Below are 17,864 nucleotides of genomic sequence, written 5' to 3' on the forward strand. Positions count from 1 at the left end.
CCCCCAAGCTTGGCGGATCACTCGCTTAGGTCCATACGTTTACATTTCCATCGCGAAGGATGGTTGCGGATAGCGCAACTGGATTTTTCCGCCCGCCGCCTTTCAAAGCTCTGCAAGACGGTGGGCGCGAATTCCTAAATGCCTGACCCGTCGAGCTGCTGGGTGTCGTCGCCTTCCCAGGGTGAGGGCATCGAGGTGCGCTTGAGATTGGCCACGGGCATCGGCATCCAACACTTCAATTCCGGCTCGGCATATTCGATGACGTGCCCGGGTGAGGAGTCAGAGGCCCGCCAGCCTTCCGTGCCCAACCGATCGCCATTCGACCAATAGGCGAGGTCAACCTCTGCCGGCCCCTGTTCGGACGGGCGGATCGTGACAAGGATACGGCTGCCGTCTTTCGGTGCGCTTGCCATGTGGCGCCAGCGGTCTGGCTCGTCCATCGCTTTTCCTCCTGCCTCGCTCCAGGTCGCAAGTTTCGCCTCGCTGTCGAAAACGGTCAACTCAAACTTTGCACAGCCCATCCTTTATCGATTGATCGTCCATCGACGCCTGGAGAATCCACCCGAGCGCATCCCGCGTGCATCTAGGGGGTGGAGCCGCCTCCCGGCTGCAAATGTGCAATGAGGACCTCGGCTGGCATTTTGTCGCCGTGAAGAAGGATTTTGCCAGCTTCTCAATATTGCGGATCGGAAACTTCTTAACGCAGTGCAAATTTGGGTTTGACGACCCCGCTAGAACATTGTGAATTCGAGAGAAACCTGCGAACATGAAAGCAGTTTCTCTTCTGGCGGTTTCCTCATGGACAATAAATCCGACGCGATCGATGTGGAGATTGGATCACGCATCCGGCTGCGCCGGGAGGAATTATCAATTGCGCAGGGTATATTAGCCGAGAAGCTTTGCGTAAGCCCCCAACAGCTTGCGAAATGGGAACGCGGCGTCGAGAAAATCGGTGTTGGTCGCCTCCTAAGCATTTCAGAAATCCTCGACGTGCCTGTCATGTTTTTCTTCAGAAGCACATCTGACGACGCCCTTCCTTCTGTGGAGGACGCGGCTAAATTTCAACTTGCTAAAAATCATAGGGCCGTTCTGCAGACAGCCTTGTTGGGGATTGAAGATAAGCGATTGCGGGCGAGGATACTCGCCTTCGTGCACTCAAGCGAACCTGATAGCGAGCGCTGACCTAGCAAGATGACATTTCATTTAACGACACTTGGCAGTTGCGCGCTTTACGATGAGAAAGGCGATCGTGTGAACGTGCCAGGACAGGCGCTGCTCATGCTGGCCTATCTCTACGATTGTCGACAGTCGATACCGCGGAAGGATCTGGCGGCTTTTCTCTGGTCGGGCAACCTTCAGGCGGCTGGCGCCAATATGAGATCGACCCTCCTACGCTTGGCGACTGCGACGTCCGAGTCCTCCAGGCCGCTGATCAGCAGTGTTGCGGCGAACCTCGCTTTGAATTTCGATGCATTGCAATGCGATCTGGATAGCATCGAAACTGCCGCTGGCGTTGCCAAGCTTGGCGCGCTCGCCGATGCCGTCGCCAAGAATTTTCTACCCACTTATGGCAACGGCTCCGGAGCTGCGGCTGTGTGGGTACGCGATGTTCGAGCACGGTTCACACGGGAGCTGCGAGCAGAATTCTTCGAGACAATGAAGCAGCCCTCCTGGTCCCAACATCGCGGCGAATTGAAGCGTGTGGCCATGATTCTGCTGGACCGGGACCAGACCGATGATGAGGTCAGGATAGCGCTCGGCGAGAAAATCACCTCCTACATCCAGGTGATTGGCGAAATGAGAGATCCCAATTCAAGCTATCCCGCTGAAGATTGGATTCCAATCACCGCCGACAACCAAATGCCGCGTATCGCCCTGCTTCCTCCCGAGACGCTGGAGGATTCAGAGCGAGCCGGATCGGTCGCAAATGCTGTTATCGAAGACTTGACGATCAGTCTTTGCATCGACCGAAGCGTATCTGTCGTTGCTCCCTACACCGCCGAGCAGATTCGCTCCTCAAACGACAAGGCCGGCCTTCTTAGGCAACACAATGTGGTCTATGCCCTCGATACGAAGAGGACGGACGACAGTCTTTTCGCGCAGCTGATTTTCATGCCACGCGACGAGATTGTCTGGGCAACGCGTGTTCAATTGGACAGCGCAGCCATAACTGAGCATCGCAACGCGATCGCCACGGCGATCCAGCACTCCATCATCGAGCGTGTTGGCGCCTTTCACAACATCGTTTCCGATTTCAGTTGCAAGCCTCAGGCCTATTTCGCCTATCTTGAGGGCGTACAATGCCTGTCCCGCCTGAACCTTCAGAATGTCCGCCGCGCGCGCAAGCATTTCAGGCAGGCTCTTGAGCATGAACGGGGTTTTGCGGCGGCACTTGCGGGCATCGCGAGAACATTGACGATGGAATGGGTTCTGACGGCCCGCGGCGATGCCGATCTGTTGCAGCAGGCGGAAAAAATGGCGGCGGAGGCGATCCGCGATGACGATCAGTTCGCCGGAGGCTTCAAGGAAATTGGCGTTGCCCGGCTCTACCGCGGAAATATCGACGGCAGCCTCGAGGCCTTGTCGAATGCCGAGGACCTCAGCCCGCATTATGCGGATGTGATTTGTAGCCACGCCGACAGTCTCACCCACGGCGCCAATCCTAAAGTGGCATTGGAGAAGGTTGCAACCGCTCTCGATCTCAATCCGCTTGCCCCGGACTACTATTACTGGACCGCAGCAGGAGCGAGCTATTTTCTTGGACAGTACGCCGAAACTTTGGCTTATTTGGACAGGATGAGGGACCCGGGACCGGCAAGCAGGCTTGCGGCAGCAAGTTGGGCAATGCTGGGGGATCTCGCGAAAGCTAAGGCGTATCGACAGCGCGCCTTGCGAGATAACCCGGATTTCGATCTTGAGGCATGGCTTGCCATGATTCCAATCAAGGAAAAGTGGCAGACAGAGCATTATAGGGAAGGCCTGCTGAAGGCCGGTTTTTGAGAGGAAGAGATCATGACAAGGGCAGTTCTGATTGGCATCAAGGGTGAAAAGGGACTTTGGCTGGCTGACCTCGAAAAGGGGACGATCGTTCAGTACAAGCACCGGCTGACGGGCGATCTGGGGAAGGCTGAATCGTGGCGGGCCAAGGGGATCAGAGTGGAGAAAGATGTCGATTTCGCTGTGACGTTGACATCAGCAACCGTCGTGGCGTCGGGCCTCTTTGAAGGCTAGGCGATCGTTGATCGGTGTCAAATAACTTTAGAGCCTGCTCTCCCGGCGAAACCCTATCGAGGGTTTTGCCCTACCTAGGGCGGCTTGGCATAACCCGTGTCGGCCGTCAGACCGAGCTCGACCGAATAGGTATTCCCGTTTGGTGTGCCTACGCCCCGAATTCCAGGGCGATCGTCGTCGCCCAGGGCAAAGGCCTTGACGATATCACCGCGAAGACATCCGCGGTGATGGAAGCGATCGAGCGATCGGTCGCGACCCAACCCTACTGTTCGGCGTTGATGGCAAGTCCGGATGATCTTGCCGCAACCGGTCATGCGATGGATTGCCTGGACGATCTGCTGGCGATTGGCGCGCAACCGGCAGAGGCCACAGAACAGATCAGATGGTCTCAAGCCCGCGATCTGGTGAAGAACGCGTCGATATTCGTACCTTTCGAGGCCATTCATCTCGACCGGACGCATGCCAGCCCGCGATTTTGGGTGTCATCGGACGGATTGGCGTCAGGGAACACTTGGCACGAGGCAGTCCTGCACGGATTGCTGGAGCGGGTAGAGCGCGATGCCTGTGTCCTCTGGAATGTCAGCGAGCCGGAGTATCGCTATGAACGCCGCATAGATCCGCATAGCATCGAAGATGAGGATATTCGCGAGATGCTCGAGAAGATTTTCTCGGCGGACTTCGATCTCGCTCTTTTCGATGTGACGAGTGATCTCTCTATTGCTTCCGTCGTCGCGTTGCTGCGGCCGAAAGGGGATGACAACTCGCTGAGATATGTCGATTTGACCATGGGGGCAGGCACGTCCTTGTCCCCCAATGTGGCCGTAGCTCGGGCAATTTCCGAGGCCGTGCAATCTCGAATGACATTCATCGCCGGCGCCAGAGATGATCTTGTGCCGGAGCTGTTTTCACGTCGGGCCGACCCCGCCCATCTGCTGTCGTTTCGGGCTCGATGCGCAACGAACCTTAATGAACTGCCGACGATACCGGCCGGGTCTGCGCAAGATGCGCTCGAGCAGCTTGTCGAGACTCTTTCGGAATGCGGTATCGACCAGCTTTATGCAATCGAGCTGGCCCCCGAATGGTTGCCGGCATCGGTGGCAAAGGTCTTGGCGCCGCAACTCGAACATCCGGACGGGGATCGCCGAATTCGTTTCGGTAGCCGCGCGTTGTCAAAGGGTTTCCCATGAACGTGATCTTCGTGGGGCCGAGCCTGCCCGATGTCAAAGCGTTTGCGGACGACACGATGGTCATACGACCGCCGGCCTGCCAGGGCGATGTCGCTGGAGCCCTTGAGGATGGTGCGACTGCCATCGGCCTGATCGACGGTCAGTTCGAGTTCGTCGCGCCGGTCTGGCACAAGGAGTTACTCTTTGCCCTGTCCCGCGGTGTTCCCGTGTTTGGGGCAGCCAGCATGGGCGCGCTCCGCGCGGTGGAGTGCCAGGCCTACGGCATGGTCGGCGTGGGCCGGATCTTCGGTGATTATGCATCCGGGCGCCGGGAGGAGGATGCGGACGTCGCGCTCCTTCATGGCCCGCCGGAACTGGGCTATCCTGCCTTGTCGGTGCCGCTGGTCAATGTCGATGCGACTATCGAGGCAGGGATTGGCCAAGCTATCATCGATGAGGAAGAGGCTCTGCGGCTCTCCCAGGCAGCGCGGCGTTTGTTCTTCAAGGATCGTACCTGGAGACGCGTTGCCGAAGCCGCCGAAATGGACGTAGTTCAGGTGAGGACACTCGTGGAAAAAGCCTGGACCGACCAGAAGCGTCTGGATGCCATCGAGCTGATGCGCGCGATCGCGAAAGCGCCCTTGCGGGCGCCCTCGATGGACTGGTCTTTCAACGCGACACCGCTGTGGCGCAAACTCTTTCCGCAACTTTTCCGGATATAATTGAGCGATATTTACAATCAATAGGTGCGCAACGCTTTTGCAACGCACACTATCGATCGAAATATGGCAATCTCCCCCTATCAAATCATTGGTTGGGGCTTTTTAGCGTGAGCGATTTTGAAGCACAGGAACGTCAGGGCGAGATCTTGGCTCTTATAAGAATGATGCGGTATGCCGGCCAAACCGCCAATGGACTTGATGTGCCGCAGGCCACGTCTCTTATCGAGGCGGCCCAAGCTGCTCTTTTTTTGGTTTTAGCGGCCGAGTTTCCGATGCTTTCGGCTGCGCATTTAAACGCGCTTATCAGTGACACGCATGGTCACTGCTAGCAAAACAGTAACGAGTTAAACATCGACTTGATACCGAGCTGACAAGAGAAACTTCAAGAGATCCAGCTTGTTGAAAAGAGCGTTATTCAAGGTGGGCTTGCCCGTGAGAAAAGTAGGTTCCACCGATACCGTGGGCATCGTCGCAGACTTCAAAGAACCTCGAGGAAACAAGAGGATCGTGCTCGCGGCGTTTGCAGCATTTATTGTCGCGTGGCTTGCTCTCGTCTGGGATATCTGCCGTTCGCTGAACTGGCTTTGATCTCCGACCTTGAAAAGGCGTGTTGAAATGAGCCCGATCGGGCCTGATAGGACATCATTTGTCGTGCCTATAGGCGTGGTCAACGGCCGAGAAAAACCTAAGAGAACTCAGCCGGCATATGGCAGTCTCTGCCGATGCCAAGCTCACATGGAGTTGCCGGCGGTCTCGCGGTGGAGACGACGATGGAAGGGTTAAAGCGTTTCACAAAAGGCGATTTGTCGCAAAGCGAGCTCGAAGTCATAAAACGGGTATTTGACTTGGCTACGAAGCAGAGCTGGTTCGATGATACTCAATACAGCCGCGATGGTTTTGCTGCCGCGCTTGTCGGCTTGTTTCGGTGCGGAATGGTGAATCCGACCCAGCTGGAAAGGATTGCGATGTTTTGGGCGTTGAGCGACTTTTCCCAGAGCATGTCGAATACACAGCGGGCTAAACTGAGATCACGCTATAGCCGATGCGAGGTAGAGCGATAAGCTCTTTGCTCTTAATGGCATTGGAGCCCGCACCCCTGGATAACGCCTTGTGATAGAATGAACACGGCGCTCAGATCTCGTAGGGCACCCGAATGTCGGGCATTTCCTTCGGAAAATCCCTCGTATTTCGAGTGACCAGCAACATCGAGTGAACGTTGGCCGTTGCCCATATGATGGCATAGGGCAGTTTGATACGGTGTAACTGTCGCAGAGATACCGCACATTCGGCTATGTGATCATCGACAGCGATGACTGTAAATCCTGCCAAGAAAGCACGTGTCCCGATCGCGACCGGCGGCTTGGCGCCGATGAGAACCTCCATCCAGGTGATGCTGCTGATCGCCTTTTCCGGATACCGCGCCAGCTCGTGCCGCGCCTGCGATATGGCATTGAGATGGTCGATCAAGATATTCGTGTCGAAAAGCGCTTTTACGATTCGCTGCGGATGTCTTTCTGGTATGCTAGGCCATCGACCTTTCGATCACCCCAGAGCCCAAACGCCTCTTCCTCGCTACTAGAGCAACTCCAGGAAAAGTGCACAGCGGTTTTCCGTCCGGAATTGCGTGAAAACAAAAAGATAGAGCGCTTCAGGGATTCCATGAAAAGCTGAATCGCTCTAACGCTGTTTCGAGCCAGAAAATCATCAACTGCCTTGCGGATCAGGGCTGCTCTCGATGTCTTTTCCCGCTGCGCCAGCCGATCCAGCGCCTTGACCTCTGGATCGCCAATATCCATAGCGGCTCCCGATCTTTGTGGCCTCAGCCGTCAGGGCTGCGTAATGCTCCCGTAATCTCCACTCTTCATTCAAGGACCCGGTGAATTCATCTGATCGAATTCCATCGGGGGTTTCGATCGTGTCCCACTCTGTTGAAAGGAATGCTTGTGAGGAAAATCATACTCGCCATCGCCGCAGTGACGATGTTGGCGGCTTGCAGTCGGACCGAGAAATCTGCCGCCATCGGCGCGGTTTCCGGCGCTGTCTTGGGCGGTATTGTTACGAATGACTGGCGTGGAGCAGCGGTTGGTGCGGCCGCCGGAGGCGCCACCGGCGCACTGATCGGGCGCGCAAATGAGCCCAACAAATGCTATTATCGTGATCGCTTTGGCCGTCAGTATATCGATCGGTGCTGAGCCTATCCTTGATCAGTCATTCAGTGGTTCAAATAGTCTCGCGCTCGTATGTAACGAGCGCGGGCCGTTCACCAGTATGGTGTTTCCGTCCGTCGTTTTCTTCGGTCCGAGAATCCAGATATTGCTGGCACGAGGACGATCATCTTCGCTGCCCCTTGGTTCGTCGGCGAGGCCGGCAAAACGAGTGGGATCGATCGCTGGAGGCGTCAGCTGAGCCCTGTGATATGGACCGCCCGCCGGAACCGTTGTCGGCGCAAGCGGATCTTCGAGCCACAGCATCTGATCGAAAGCTTTTGCTGTTTTTCGCACCCGGCTTCCCCACAAGCGCGTCCAGAAGCTTGGCGTTGTTCAGTTCGTTCGAATAGCCGGAGAAGCGGCCGGCCATCGTGTCGATGTAGATCATCGCCACATCGAATTCCGTCCATCCGGTCGGTCAATAATGGAAATGGGCTCTGGGCGGAGCGTCCCACTTTCGACCGGACAGCTGGCGCAAGCAGGAGGGCTCAATCGGTTTCGCTCGCGATATGTTCGGCTACCGAAGAGCATGAGCCAGATGGTTTGATCATTTCGTCAGATTAAAAAACAATCATTTGTCGTTAAATCTGAAAGATCTATGCACTGAGTGCATGGGTGCGATGAGGAGACGTCGCTTTTTTAAATCGATTGAAACCCCTATATTCCAAACATCGAAACGACGCCGGGGCCAAGCAGGGTTGCTGACGTCATAGCCCTCAGGAAAGGGGATTATCATGAACGTTGCACGCTCCTTCAACAACTGGCGCAAGTTCCGTCAGACCGTTAACGAACTGGGACGCATGTCCAGCCGCGAACTGCAGGACCTCGGCATCGACCGCGCCGACATCCGCAGCGTTGCTCGCGCATCCATCGCGCGCTAACCGTACGGCTTTCGCCTGTCAGATTGTTCGACGCCCGCCTAAGACGCGGGCGTTTTTGCGTTGATCGTCCATCTCCGGGGATTGGCTTTGGTCCTCGCTTCATCTCTGCCGATCCGGCACAGCGCATCAACCGAACAAGCGCGTCTCGGTCGGTGACCTCGTCGATTGCACAAGGCCATTGCGCTCGTCACGCTCCCCTCACTCGGCGATCACGCAATAGTGCAAGGCGGCGGCCAAACATTCGCCATCACCGAGCGTATTTGCTGCCTGACGACGTCCAATCCCGGTCGCCGCGTTCAGGGAATGACGAGCATGGCCGAATTGCCGCGTTCTTCTCGGCTTAAGAGCCCAAAAACGTTGATAACCTGCATTCTTGTCGTCGGAATAACGGGTACGCTGTGGATAGAGAGAGCCCATATTGAACCTGAGCTAGCGGGGCTTGACCACTCCGTGGCGAACGGTGGCGGAAAGGCGGCACAAAACCCTGGCGTCCCGGTCACCCTTGCTTCCGCTCAATCGCAGGACTTCCTCGTCAATCTGGACGAGCTTGGAACGGTTCAAGCGCTCAACACCGTCACCGTCCATTCGCAGATTACCGGTCGCATAGCCAAGGTCGATTTCACGCAAGGGAACATGGTGAACAAGGGCGATGCGCTCGTGGAGATCGATACGCAGACCTATGAGGCCTCGCTTGCACAGGCAAAAGGGCAGCTGGCGCACGACCGGGCCCTGCTCAAAGGCGCCCAGGTGGATCTCGATCGGGACAGCAAGCTCGTCGCCCAGCATGCAACTCCGCAGGTGACGTTGGATGACCAGGTAGCACTTGTCGCTCAGGATCAGGGAACCGTGCAGGCAGACGAAGCCGCCGTCCAGTCCGCCAGCGTCAATCTGGCCTATTGCCGGATCTCTGCGCCATTCACCGGGCGGGCGGGGTTCAGCCTGATCGATGTCGGAAACCTCGTACAGCCTACCGATACGACCGGCATCGTTACCGTAGTACAGGTCCAGCCGATCAGCGTGGTCTTCCCGGCTCCGCAGGATCAGCTGCAGGCGGTCAGCAAGGCGCTCGCGTCTGGCGACGTGGCGGTGCAGGTGGTAAGCGAGGATGGGAAGACCGTGCTGTCGCAAGGTACGCTTTCATACATCGACAATGAGATCAACGTCGCGACCGGCACGATCAATCTCAAGGCGACGTTTGCGAATGCGGACAATCGCCTTTGGCCGGGACAGTCGGTGACGGTCAGGCTCGGCGTTTCGACGCTGAAGAATGTAGTGCAGATTCCGCTCGACGCAGTGCAGCACGGCCCGGATGGCTTGTTCGCCTATATTGTCGGATCGGATCGCAAGGCACAGGTTCGCCCGATAAAGGTCTCCGAGACCGGCAACGGCAATGTCGTGGTCACCGATGGCGTGAAGCCGGGGGAGATGGTGGTGACCGATGGCTCCTATCGTGTGCAACCCGGCATCCTTGTTGCCGACACCAAGCAGCAGATCGCCACGGACGCATCGCCCGCGACAACAATGGCTGCACAGTAGACCTGACAATCGCTGCTTCCGGTGCAACTGAATTACAAGAGTGAGAACCTCGCATGGCTCAGTTTGGTGGCCCATCCTCGCCGTTCATCAAACATCCGATTGCCACATCGCTCATCATGGCGGGTATCCTGCTCGTCGGCATAGTGGCGTACCCGCTGCTGCCCGTTGCACCGCTGCCGCAGGTGGATTTTCCGACCATCCAGGTCTCCGTGCAATTGCCCGGGGCAAGCCCCACCATCATGGCCTCGTCGGTCGCGCAACCACTCGAAACCGCCTTTGCCTCGATTGCGGGCGTGAGCGAGATGACGTCGCTGAACTCGCTTGGTTCGACGCAAATTACGCTGCAGTTCGATCTGGATCGAGATATCGACGGTGCCGCCAACGATGTGCAGGCCGCGATCAATTCCGCCAGCGGTCAACTCCCGACGAACCTGCCTAATCCGCCGACCTATCGCAAAGTCAATCCCGCCGATTCGCCAATCCTTCTCCTTTCGGCGACATCGGACACCCTGCCGTTGACCACAGTCGACAACGAGGTCGAGACGAAGCTCGGCCAGCAGATCAGCCAGCTTCCCGGCGTAGCGCAAGTGCTTTATGGCGGACAGCAAAAGCCGGCCATCCGCGTGCAGCTGGACCCGGGCAAGATGGCGGTGAGGGGCCTGACGCTGGAGGACGTGCGGACGCAGCTGAACGGCGTTACCGAAAACGACCCGACCGGCAATATCGACGGTCCATCGCGAAGCTACACAATCTACACCAACGGCCAGCTCACCGAGGCATCGAAATGGAACGATGTCATTGTCACCTATCAGAACGGCTCGCCACTCTACATCCGCGACATAGGCCAGGCTGTCAGCGCGGCGCAGGACAGCAAGCAGGCCGCCTGGGCCAATGGCAAGCGTGGCATCTTCCTGATCATCTTCAAGCAACCAGGCGCGAACGTGATCCAGACAGTCGACAGTATCACTGCCGAATTGCCGCGCCTGACCGCGTCGATGCAGCCAGGCATCAAGATCGGCGTCCTCAGCGATCGGACCCAGACAATCCGGGCCGCGGTCAGCGACGTGCGCACGACGCTTCTGATCACAGTGCTGCTCGTTATCGCCGTGATCTTCGTGTTCCTACGCAATGTCCGGGCCACGCTCATCCCAAGCCTGACCGTGCCGCTTGCTCTCTTCGGCGCCTGCGCGGTGATGTGGATTGCTGGCTTCACGCTCGACAATCTCTCGCTGATGGCACTGACCATTGCCGTCGGCTTTGTGGTCGACGACGCGATCGTCGTCTTGGAAAACATCCAGCGCCATATCGATGAGGGAATGGACGGCTTCGAAGCGGCGATGACAGGTGCCGGCGAGATCGGCTTCACGATCCTGTCGATCAGCCTCTCGCTCGTCGCCGTTCTTTTGCCGCTGCTATTGATGAGCGGCATCATCGGGCGACTGTTCCGGGAGTTCTCGCTCACGCTTGCAATGACCATCGCCGTATCGGCCTTCGTGTCGCTGACGCTGATACCAATGCTGGCATCACGCTTCCTGCGCGACAATGAACATGCGCGTCATGGCAGGCTTTACGCGCTCAGCGAACGCGGGTTTGATGCGATGACGAATGGCTATGAATGGGCACTCGATCTCGCGCTGAAGTTCCGTCTGATCACGCTTGCCGTCTTCTTCGCGTCGCTTGTCCTTGCCGTGCTGCTCTTCATCTGGATACCCAAGGGCTTCTTTCCACAGCAGGACACCGGGCTGATCACCGGACAATCTGAAGCGGCGCAGGACATTTCCTTCGCCGGGATGCTCGACCGTCAGCGGCAGCTCGGCGCCATCGTTCAAGCCGATCCGGATGTGGCAAGCGTGGCCATGGCCGTCGGCGGCGTCGGCAATCCCTTGAACACTGGCCGGGTTTTCATCACCCTGAAACCGCGCGACCAGCGTCAGGCGAGTGCTGACGAGATCATCCGGCGCTTGCAGCCAAAGTTGCAGAAGGTCGAGGGCGCGCGCCTCTTCCTCCAGGCGTCGCAGGACGTGCGCGTCGGTGCTCGTGCATCGCGCACGCAGTACCAGATGAGCATGACCAGCGCCGACATCGACGCCCTCAACAGCTGGTCGCCGAAGGTGCTCGCCAAGATGCAGACATTGCCCGGTCTGGAAGGCGTCGCGTCAGACCAGCAGACGAACGGCTCGACACTCACGCTGACCATCGATCGCGCCCAGGCGCAGCGCTACGGCATTCAGCCGGAAGCGATCGACAACACGCTGGACGACGCCTTCGGCCAGCGTCAGATTGCGCAATATTTCACCCAGCTGTCGAGTTATGACGTCATCATGGAGGTGCTGCCCAGCCTGCAGAGCGACGTGAGCACGCTGGACAAGCTCTATGTGAAATCTGCAAGTGGCTCCGACGTTCCGCTCTCCGTGCTGGCGCACTGGACCACCGTGCCGGTGCAGCCGCTCCAGATCAGCCATGAGAGCCAGTTCCCCTCCGTCACGATCAGCTTCAACCTCGCGGCGGGAATGTCCATCGGCGCCGCCACGGACAGGATCAATGCGGCCCTGCATCAGATGAACCTGCCGGCATCGATCAATACCAGCTTCGAGGGCACCGCCCAGGCGTTCCAGCAGTCGCTGACCTCCATCCCGCTTCTACTGCTTGGCGCACTCGTCGTGGTCTATCTGATCCTCGGCGTCTTGTACGAGAGCTACATTCATCCCCTGACCATCCTCTCTACCTTGCCATCGGCCGGTGTCGGGGCACTGGCAACGCTGATGCTGCTCGGCTACGACTTCAGTCTGATCGCATTGATCGCCGTCATCCTTCTCATCGGCATCGTCAAGAAGAACGGCATCATGATGGTCGATTTCGCCATTGAGGGAGAACGTAGCGAAGGATTGACGAGCGAGCAGGCGATACGCAAAGCGGCATTGATCCGGTTCCGGCCGATCATGATGACTACCATGGCGACCATGTTGGGGGCGGTGCCGCTGATGCTTGGCCATGGGACAGGATCGGAGCTTCGCCAGCCTCTGGGCTTTGCGATGTTCGGTGGTCTGGCCGTCAGTCAGGCATTGACCTTGCTCACCACGCCAGTTGTCTACCTCTATCTCGATGGATTTTCCAGGTGGCTTACCAAGAGCCGCCAGAGCTCGCCAAGGGAGGACGCTGGACAAGAGCAGCTCAAAATCTTGCACTAGGCTATGGTGACGAATTAACGGTTTGGTTTTCCAAGTCGCGGCCATTCAGATTGATGTCTGTGCCAAGGATACGTCACGCGTAAGGGGTGCCTTCCATGGTGACTTTGAGCCCTTTACTCCTTGGTCAAGGATAGCAAGAAAAACAGATTTTGCCTGCTCAGCGTCCCGGTGGCCGCGGAAAGCCTCCATGGCCGCGACGACCCATGTCGTCACGAAAATCGATGCGGCGAGGTTGGCGGCGGGATCGCCTTGCGCCTGGCTTGCGGCATGCGAGAATGCATTTGCTAACACTCCCGTCAGTTCGTCGTGCATTCCTCCAGAACTACTTTGCGATCTCGATCGTCGACAGGCTGTTGATCGAGGAGGATACAACGCAGATCTACAATGTCCCTGGCAAGGCCGTGATGCTGAATGCCTACAACAACAAGACGGATATCGCGTTTTGCTTCTTCTCGGTGGACGAGATTGCCTACGACCACCGTGATCAGGGTCAGCAGCGGCGCATTATCCACGAACATTTCGCTGACGAGGGTTGGCGGACACGCGAGGTTCTGGAGCAGACGATCCGCTGCGATGACTTCTATTTCGACAAGTTCTGCCAGATCAAAATGCCTTCCTGGTCAAAAGGCCGCGTCGCACTGGTCGGGGATGCCGCCTATTGCGCAACGCCCGCGGCTGGAATGGGGGATCGCTCGTGATCGTCGGCGCGACCGCTCTGGCTGACGCCTTCCCAAGCATGACGGCAATGTCGAATTGGCGTTTCAGGAATACGATCGAAGCCTTCGGCCGTTTGTGGAGAAGGTCCAGGCCGATGCCGTTGATTTTGGATTGGAAATGTTTGCTCCCAGGACGGAAGAAGCTATTCGCGAGAGAAACGCGCGTTTTGCCGGTTCCTAATTCTCGCATGGGTCTGGGATAGCAGCTGATGTTCCGCTGATCCTAATGCAGATGAAGACGCCTCGCTCACTTCTTCAGCGGTTGCGTGTGGCAGATAATTGCAAGGTCGATGGCTCCAATGCCATTAGGACCGACGAGAGCAAGCTGTCGTCCGTGGGCTGCCCGCCGTCCCGAGTCAATGGATGTAAAATTCCAAAGCATCCACTTGGCCGGATAAATTGGGGGCAATCTTTCCCGACGCAATAGGAGAACCTAAGCTGAACGAAAGCATTCGCTCGCCCGGCACCTTTATCAAGGTGTCGGTGAGCAACGCTTCATCGGACATCGGAAGCTCGTGGCACGGCGTGCGGGAGAGGATGTCTCTGGCGCGAGAAAGTTACGTCCTCGACACACGAAACATCCGTCACTCGATCCCTATTAGCGACCCGAAGTTCTCGCCTTCTTGGGGGCTGAAATACCGCTCTCCCGCTCAAGCTTTTTGCGGGCGAGTTTGCGGACGCGTCTGATACCCTCGGCCTTTTCACGGGCACGCTTTTCGGAGGGCTTTTCAAAACGCTCCCGGAGGCGAGCCTCACGGAAAACGCCCTCGCGCTGTAACTTCTTTTTCAAAAAACGGAGCGCTTGCTCAACGTTGTTGTCACGTACCAGAACTTGCATTCCAAACTCCCAGAATCACGGATGTGCCTCATTAGATCCATGCGCGTTGATGATCAAGGCTTGGACGACAGTTTGCCCGGATTCTCTGTCGCCACTATTTTCATGAGCACGATCGCGAACAGGGCCAGAGGTAAGTTCCGGAAGCTTTTGTGGATTTGCGTAGCGGGCAAACTGGTACGCTCTTCGGTTGAAAATGGATGCTGATGATCATGCCGCTCGCTGTTAGCTTCCCGATATCTACTTATGGGGAGAGGCGTTCGGTAATGGACGAGTTTGACTATCTGATTGTCGGCGCCGGATCGGCAGGGTGCGTCCTTGCGAGCCGGCTGTCGGAAGACGGCAAATATAGCGTCGCTCTGCTCGAGGCGGGTGGCAGCGAGCTGAATTTTTGGGTGCGCATGCCAATCGGATACGGCAAGACCTTCTATCATGACCGTCTCAACTGGAAATACATGACCGAGCCCGATCCGGGCATCGGCAACCGTCAAAGCTATTGGCCCCGCGGCAAAGTCATTGGTGGGTCGAGCTCGATCAATGCTATGGTATTCATACGCGGCCAGGCCGAGGATTTCGATGGCTGGAGGGCACTCGGCAACACTGGCTGGGGCTATGATGACGTCCTGCCGGTCTACAAGAGAATGGAAAATAACCTCGCAGGCGCCGATACTTGGCGCGGCCGCGGCGGACCTCTGACCGTCGCCAACATCGAGGATGTCGTCCATCCGCTTTGCAAGAATTACATCGCGGCTGGCGTCGAGATGGGGTTGACGCACAATCCCGACTTCAACGGCCGTACCCAGGAAGGTATCGGTATCTACCAGATCACCACGCGCAACGGCTTCCGCTGCTCTACGGCGACCGCCTACCTGAATCCGGCGCGCGGCCGGCCGAACCTGAAGGTGATGAAGGAAGCGCGCGTCACAAGATTGCTGTTTGAGGGGAAGCGGGCGGTTGGCGCCGAATATCGGCAGGGCGGTGAGATCAAACGGTTGAGGGCGCGCCGCGAGGTCATCCTGTCGGCGGGAGCCGTAAACTCGCCGCAGATCCTGCAGCATTCGGGCGTCGGTAATCCGGATCATCTGAGGCGCCTGGGCATCGACGTAGTGCATGCTGCGCCTCAGGTCGGGCGCAATTTGCAGGATCATCTTGGTTTCGACCACCTCTACAAATCCACGAAGCCCACGCTCAACAATGTCCTGCGGCCCTGGTGGGGGCGGTTTGCGGTGGGCCTGCAGTATGTGCTGACCCGCAGCGGACCGCTGTCGCTGAGCGTCAATCAGGGCGGCGGCTTCATCCGCTCGAACCCGGAGCGGGCACGGCCGAACATCCAGCTTTATTTCTCGCCGGTGAGCTACACGCGCGCCCAGCCCGGAAGGCGTGCGCTCTTGAGTCCCGACGTCTTTCCAGGCTTTCTCGTCGGCGTTTCCAATTGCCACCCAACGAGCCGTGGCTGGCTCGGCATTCGGTCTAACGATCCGTTTGCCACACCCGAGATCCACCCGAACTATCTGTCCACCGACGAGGATGTCGCCGAGTTGGTCGAAGCCGCTCGCTTCCTCAGGCGTCTCTCGAAGACTGCCCCCTTGCGCGAGGTCATCAAGGAAGAAATGAAGCCTGGTCTGGATTTGGTCAGTGATGAGCAACTTGCAGGCGATATCAGGGCGCGCAGCGGCTCTGTCTTCCATCCTTGCGGCACCTGCGCCATGGGCCCGGACCCGGCAGATTCCGTCGTCGACGCGCGGTTGCGAGTCCATGGGCTCGAGGGCTTGCGGGTGATCGATGCCTCGATTTTCCCGCGGATCACCTCCGGCAACATCAATGCGCCGACCATCATGGTTGCGGAAAAGGGCGCGGATCTGGTGCTGGCCGACGCCGCCTGAACGGCTGCGATTCCAGGCCGTCGCGCTCGACCAGCCGCCGAAGGACGACCAGGATGAGGCGATTGTGACCTCAAGGGGCAGGACCCACGACGGACCGGATCGACGCGATGTTCGCGGCACGACAGGGATCACACATATGTGTATCTCGCACCTTGTTTCCTGGCGCTGCGGGACGTTGAACATCTATGACAGATGGTAAATACTCCGCGCATCGGGAGCGCCGTCGTCCAGGCAGATGCCGGTTAGCAAAGCGCCCGTGATACTCGTTGAAGGCAAAGCGCCTTGGAGGATAATCTGTCATGGATCGGCGACAGCTTCTAATCGGCGGGCTCGTAGCCCTCGCGGGTACGACGGCGAGAGCCCAGAATTCAGATCCTTCAGGGCTCAAACCCGCTCCGTCCTCACCAGCCCCCTTCGCTCAGCTCTCAAAAGGCGGTGCAACCATGGACGGGCTGCCAATGGAAGGCATGGCTGAGCGCGTCTTCGACAGTCCTGCCCCGAAGGGACCCGCGGGCCATTGGGTTACGCGCGCATCCATGCCGTTGCCACGTTCCGAAATGGCTTGGGGCACTGCGTTGGCAGATCGGCTGCATGTCATTGGCGGCTACGGCGAAGGGAAGGTCGATCGGACATATCACCATGTCTATGATCCGAAACTTGACCAATGGTTTTTGGCAGCACCTTTGCCGCGGGGTGCAAATCACGTCGCCGTTGTCGCGGATGCAGGTCGCATCTACGCCTTGGGAGGTTTTATCGAACAAAATACCAACCCGGTTGATGACGCAAACGTCTACGAGGCGGAAACCAACAGTTGGACCAGGTTGCCGTCGCTGCCGCGGCCGCGAGGAGCTGCCTCCGCCGTCGCCGTTGCGGGCAAGATTCATCTGATAGGGGGAGCCTCCGCGCCAAAGGACGAACGCGCGAGTGTCGGGTGGCATGAAGTCTACGACCCGAAGGAGAACAGTTGGACCCGACGCAAAGCGTTGCCTGGAGCGCGTGATCACGCCGGATGCGTGGTCTATAACGGGTTGATCCACGTCATCGGCGGTCGATTCAATACGTTCGAGTTCAACACCAATCTGCATCATGTGTATGATCCCGAGCGAGATCAGTGGGAGCCGCGCGCACCGATGCCGACCGTGCGTTCGGGAATAGGACTCGTGGTCTATCGCGATCGGCTCTTCGCTATCGGCGGCGAGGAAGCGCATCTGGGTGTCGGCGTGAAGCCACCGATCATCAGTGCCAAGGTCTTTGGCCAAGTGGAAAGTTATGACCCAAAGTCCGATACCTGGGAACAACATGCGCCGATGATTACGCCGCGACATGCGATGGGCTCGGCGACGATCGGCGATTGGATCTATACTGCTGGCGGTGGTCCGATGGCTGGCGGTTCGGTACAGTCGGCAATCAATGAGGCCTTCACGCTCGAAGGGAGCTGATGACCGCTTTCCAGCACGGCTCGACATAGGTTGCGGAATTCCGCCAGACCTTGAAACGGC

21 protein-coding genes are annotated in these 17,864 nt (G+C 57.9%); 15 read left to right on the forward strand and 6 right to left on the reverse strand.

The genetic code is table 11. The annotated features are described in order from the left end of the window. Window positions 1-134: 134 nt before the first annotated feature. A complete protein-coding gene (locus tag ACIQWP_RS21525; protein WP_402791840.1) occupies window positions 135-440 on the reverse strand; it encodes a hypothetical protein in 306 nt (101 codons plus the stop codon). 358 nt (window positions 441-798) lie between these two features. On the opposite strand from ACIQWP_RS21525, the gene ACIQWP_RS21530 reads away from it, so the two are divergent. The 8 genes from ACIQWP_RS21530 to ACIQWP_RS21565 all read left to right on the forward strand — a co-directional run bounded on the left by ACIQWP_RS21530 (window position 799) and on the right by ACIQWP_RS21565 (window position 6,180). Continuing rightward, window positions 799-1,182: a helix-turn-helix domain-containing protein gene (locus ACIQWP_RS21530; protein WP_402791843.1), complete on the forward strand. Its 384-nt coding sequence runs from the start codon at window positions 799-801 to the stop codon at window positions 1,180-1,182. A gap of 96 nt (window positions 1,183-1,278) precedes the next feature. Beyond that, complete coding sequence (locus tag ACIQWP_RS21535; protein ID WP_402791846.1) at window positions 1,279-3,000, forward strand: hypothetical protein; 1,722 nt, start codon at window positions 1,279-1,281, stop codon at window positions 2,998-3,000. 12 nt (window positions 3,001-3,012) lie between these two features. Further along, window positions 3,013-3,231, forward strand: coding sequence for a hypothetical protein (locus tag ACIQWP_RS21540; protein WP_402791849.1), 219 nt, complete (start codon window positions 3,013-3,015; stop codon window positions 3,229-3,231). Between the two features lie 14 nt (window positions 3,232-3,245). Further along, complete coding sequence (locus ACIQWP_RS21545; protein ID WP_402791852.1) at window positions 3,246-4,418, forward strand: YcaO-like family protein; 1,173 nt, start codon at window positions 3,246-3,248, stop codon at window positions 4,416-4,418. After that, window positions 4,415-5,119, forward strand: coding sequence for a TfuA-like protein (locus ACIQWP_RS21550; protein ID WP_402791856.1), 705 nt, complete (start codon window positions 4,415-4,417; stop codon window positions 5,117-5,119). The genes ACIQWP_RS21545 and ACIQWP_RS21550 overlap by 4 nt, the downstream gene beginning before the upstream one ends. Window positions 5,120-5,226: 107 nt before the next feature. Continuing rightward, window positions 5,227-5,448 carry a hypothetical protein gene (locus ACIQWP_RS21555; RefSeq protein ID WP_402791859.1) on the forward strand — a complete coding sequence of 74 codons (222 nt, stop codon included), beginning with the start codon at window positions 5,227-5,229 and terminating at the stop codon, window positions 5,446-5,448. A gap of 67 nt (window positions 5,449-5,515) precedes the next feature. Next, window positions 5,516-5,707, forward strand: a complete 192-nt coding sequence (locus ACIQWP_RS21560) for a hypothetical protein (RefSeq protein WP_402791862.1) — start codon at window positions 5,516-5,518, stop codon at window positions 5,705-5,707. A 182-nt stretch (window positions 5,708-5,889) separates the two neighbouring features. After that, complete coding sequence (locus ACIQWP_RS21565) at window positions 5,890-6,180, forward strand: hypothetical protein (RefSeq protein ID WP_402791865.1); 291 nt, start codon at window positions 5,890-5,892, stop codon at window positions 6,178-6,180. A 70-nt stretch (window positions 6,181-6,250) separates the two neighbouring features. Here ACIQWP_RS21565 and ACIQWP_RS21570 read toward each other — a convergent pair whose 3' ends face one another. Continuing rightward, the gene (locus ACIQWP_RS21570; RefSeq protein ID WP_402792090.1) at window positions 6,251-6,616 is read right to left on the reverse strand and encodes a type II toxin-antitoxin system VapC family toxin; all 366 of its coding nucleotides are present in this window, start codon (window positions 6,614-6,616) and stop codon (window positions 6,251-6,253) included. After that, entirely contained in the window at window positions 6,610-6,915 is a 306-nt protein-coding gene (locus ACIQWP_RS21575) for a ribbon-helix-helix protein, CopG family (RefSeq protein ID WP_402791868.1), read from the reverse strand. Before ACIQWP_RS21575 ends, ACIQWP_RS21570 begins: the two co-directional genes overlap by 7 nt. A 183-nt stretch (window positions 6,916-7,098) precedes the next feature. Between ACIQWP_RS21575 and ACIQWP_RS21580 the strand changes: the two genes are divergently transcribed. Then, the gene (locus ACIQWP_RS21580) at window positions 7,099-7,311 is read left to right on the forward strand and encodes a YMGG-like glycine zipper-containing protein (RefSeq protein WP_402792093.1); all 213 of its coding nucleotides are present in this window, start codon (window positions 7,099-7,101) and stop codon (window positions 7,309-7,311) included. 12 nt (window positions 7,312-7,323) lie between these two features. On the opposite strand, the gene ACIQWP_RS21585 is transcribed toward ACIQWP_RS21580, so the two are convergent. Then, window positions 7,324-7,620 carry a penicillin acylase family protein gene (locus ACIQWP_RS21585; RefSeq protein ID WP_402791871.1) on the reverse strand — a complete coding sequence of 99 codons (297 nt, stop codon included), beginning with the start codon at window positions 7,618-7,620 and terminating at the stop codon, window positions 7,324-7,326. Between the two features lie 440 nt (window positions 7,621-8,060). Here ACIQWP_RS21585 and ACIQWP_RS21590 point away from each other — a divergent pair, with 440 nt between their 5' ends. From ACIQWP_RS21590 to ACIQWP_RS21605, 4 genes are all read left to right on the forward strand, one after another. Next, complete coding sequence (locus ACIQWP_RS21590; RefSeq protein WP_080739486.1) at window positions 8,061-8,207, forward strand: DUF1127 domain-containing protein; 147 nt, start codon at window positions 8,061-8,063, stop codon at window positions 8,205-8,207. 450 nt (window positions 8,208-8,657) lie between these two features. After that, window positions 8,658-9,743 carry an efflux RND transporter periplasmic adaptor subunit gene (locus tag ACIQWP_RS21595; protein WP_402791877.1) on the forward strand — a complete coding sequence of 362 codons (1,086 nt, stop codon included), beginning with the start codon at window positions 8,658-8,660 and terminating at the stop codon, window positions 9,741-9,743. A gap of 53 nt (window positions 9,744-9,796) precedes the next feature. After that, on the forward strand, window positions 9,797-12,931 hold the full coding sequence (locus ACIQWP_RS21600; protein WP_402791880.1) for an efflux RND transporter permease subunit: 3,135 nt from the start codon (window positions 9,797-9,799) through the stop codon (window positions 12,929-12,931). A 275-nt stretch (window positions 12,932-13,206) separates the two neighbouring features. Next, window positions 13,207-13,629, forward strand: coding sequence for a hypothetical protein (locus ACIQWP_RS21605; RefSeq protein WP_402791883.1), 423 nt, complete (start codon window positions 13,207-13,209; stop codon window positions 13,627-13,629). A gap of 374 nt (window positions 13,630-14,003) precedes the next feature. Here ACIQWP_RS21605 and ACIQWP_RS21610 read toward each other — a convergent pair whose 3' ends face one another. Together ACIQWP_RS21610 and rpsU are read right to left on the reverse strand one after the other, a co-directional pair. Next, entirely contained in the window at window positions 14,004-14,153 is a 150-nt protein-coding gene (locus tag ACIQWP_RS21610; RefSeq protein ID WP_402791886.1) for a hypothetical protein, read from the reverse strand. Window positions 14,154-14,245: 92 nt separating this feature from the next. Further along, the gene (gene rpsU / locus ACIQWP_RS21615) at window positions 14,246-14,485 is read right to left on the reverse strand and encodes a 30S ribosomal protein S21 (RefSeq protein WP_077467344.1); all 240 of its coding nucleotides are present in this window, start codon (window positions 14,483-14,485) and stop codon (window positions 14,246-14,248) included. A gap of 263 nt (window positions 14,486-14,748) precedes the next feature. Here rpsU and ACIQWP_RS21620 point away from each other — a divergent pair, with 263 nt between their 5' ends. Together ACIQWP_RS21620 and ACIQWP_RS21625 are read left to right on the forward strand one after the other, a co-directional pair. Next, window positions 14,749-16,365 (forward strand): GMC family oxidoreductase, encoded by a 1,617-nt coding sequence (locus ACIQWP_RS21620; RefSeq protein ID WP_402791889.1) that lies wholly within the window; start codon window positions 14,749-14,751, stop codon window positions 16,363-16,365. A 443-nt stretch (window positions 16,366-16,808) separates the two neighbouring features. Further along, entirely contained in the window at window positions 16,809-17,804 is a 996-nt protein-coding gene (locus ACIQWP_RS21625) for a Kelch repeat-containing protein (RefSeq protein WP_402791892.1), read from the forward strand. Window positions 17,805-17,864 lie beyond the last annotated feature (60 nt).

It is taken from the genome of Rhizobium sp. NPDC090279, assembly GCF_044769665.1.
Taxonomy (GTDB): domain Bacteria; phylum Pseudomonadota; class Alphaproteobacteria; order Rhizobiales; family Rhizobiaceae; genus Rhizobium.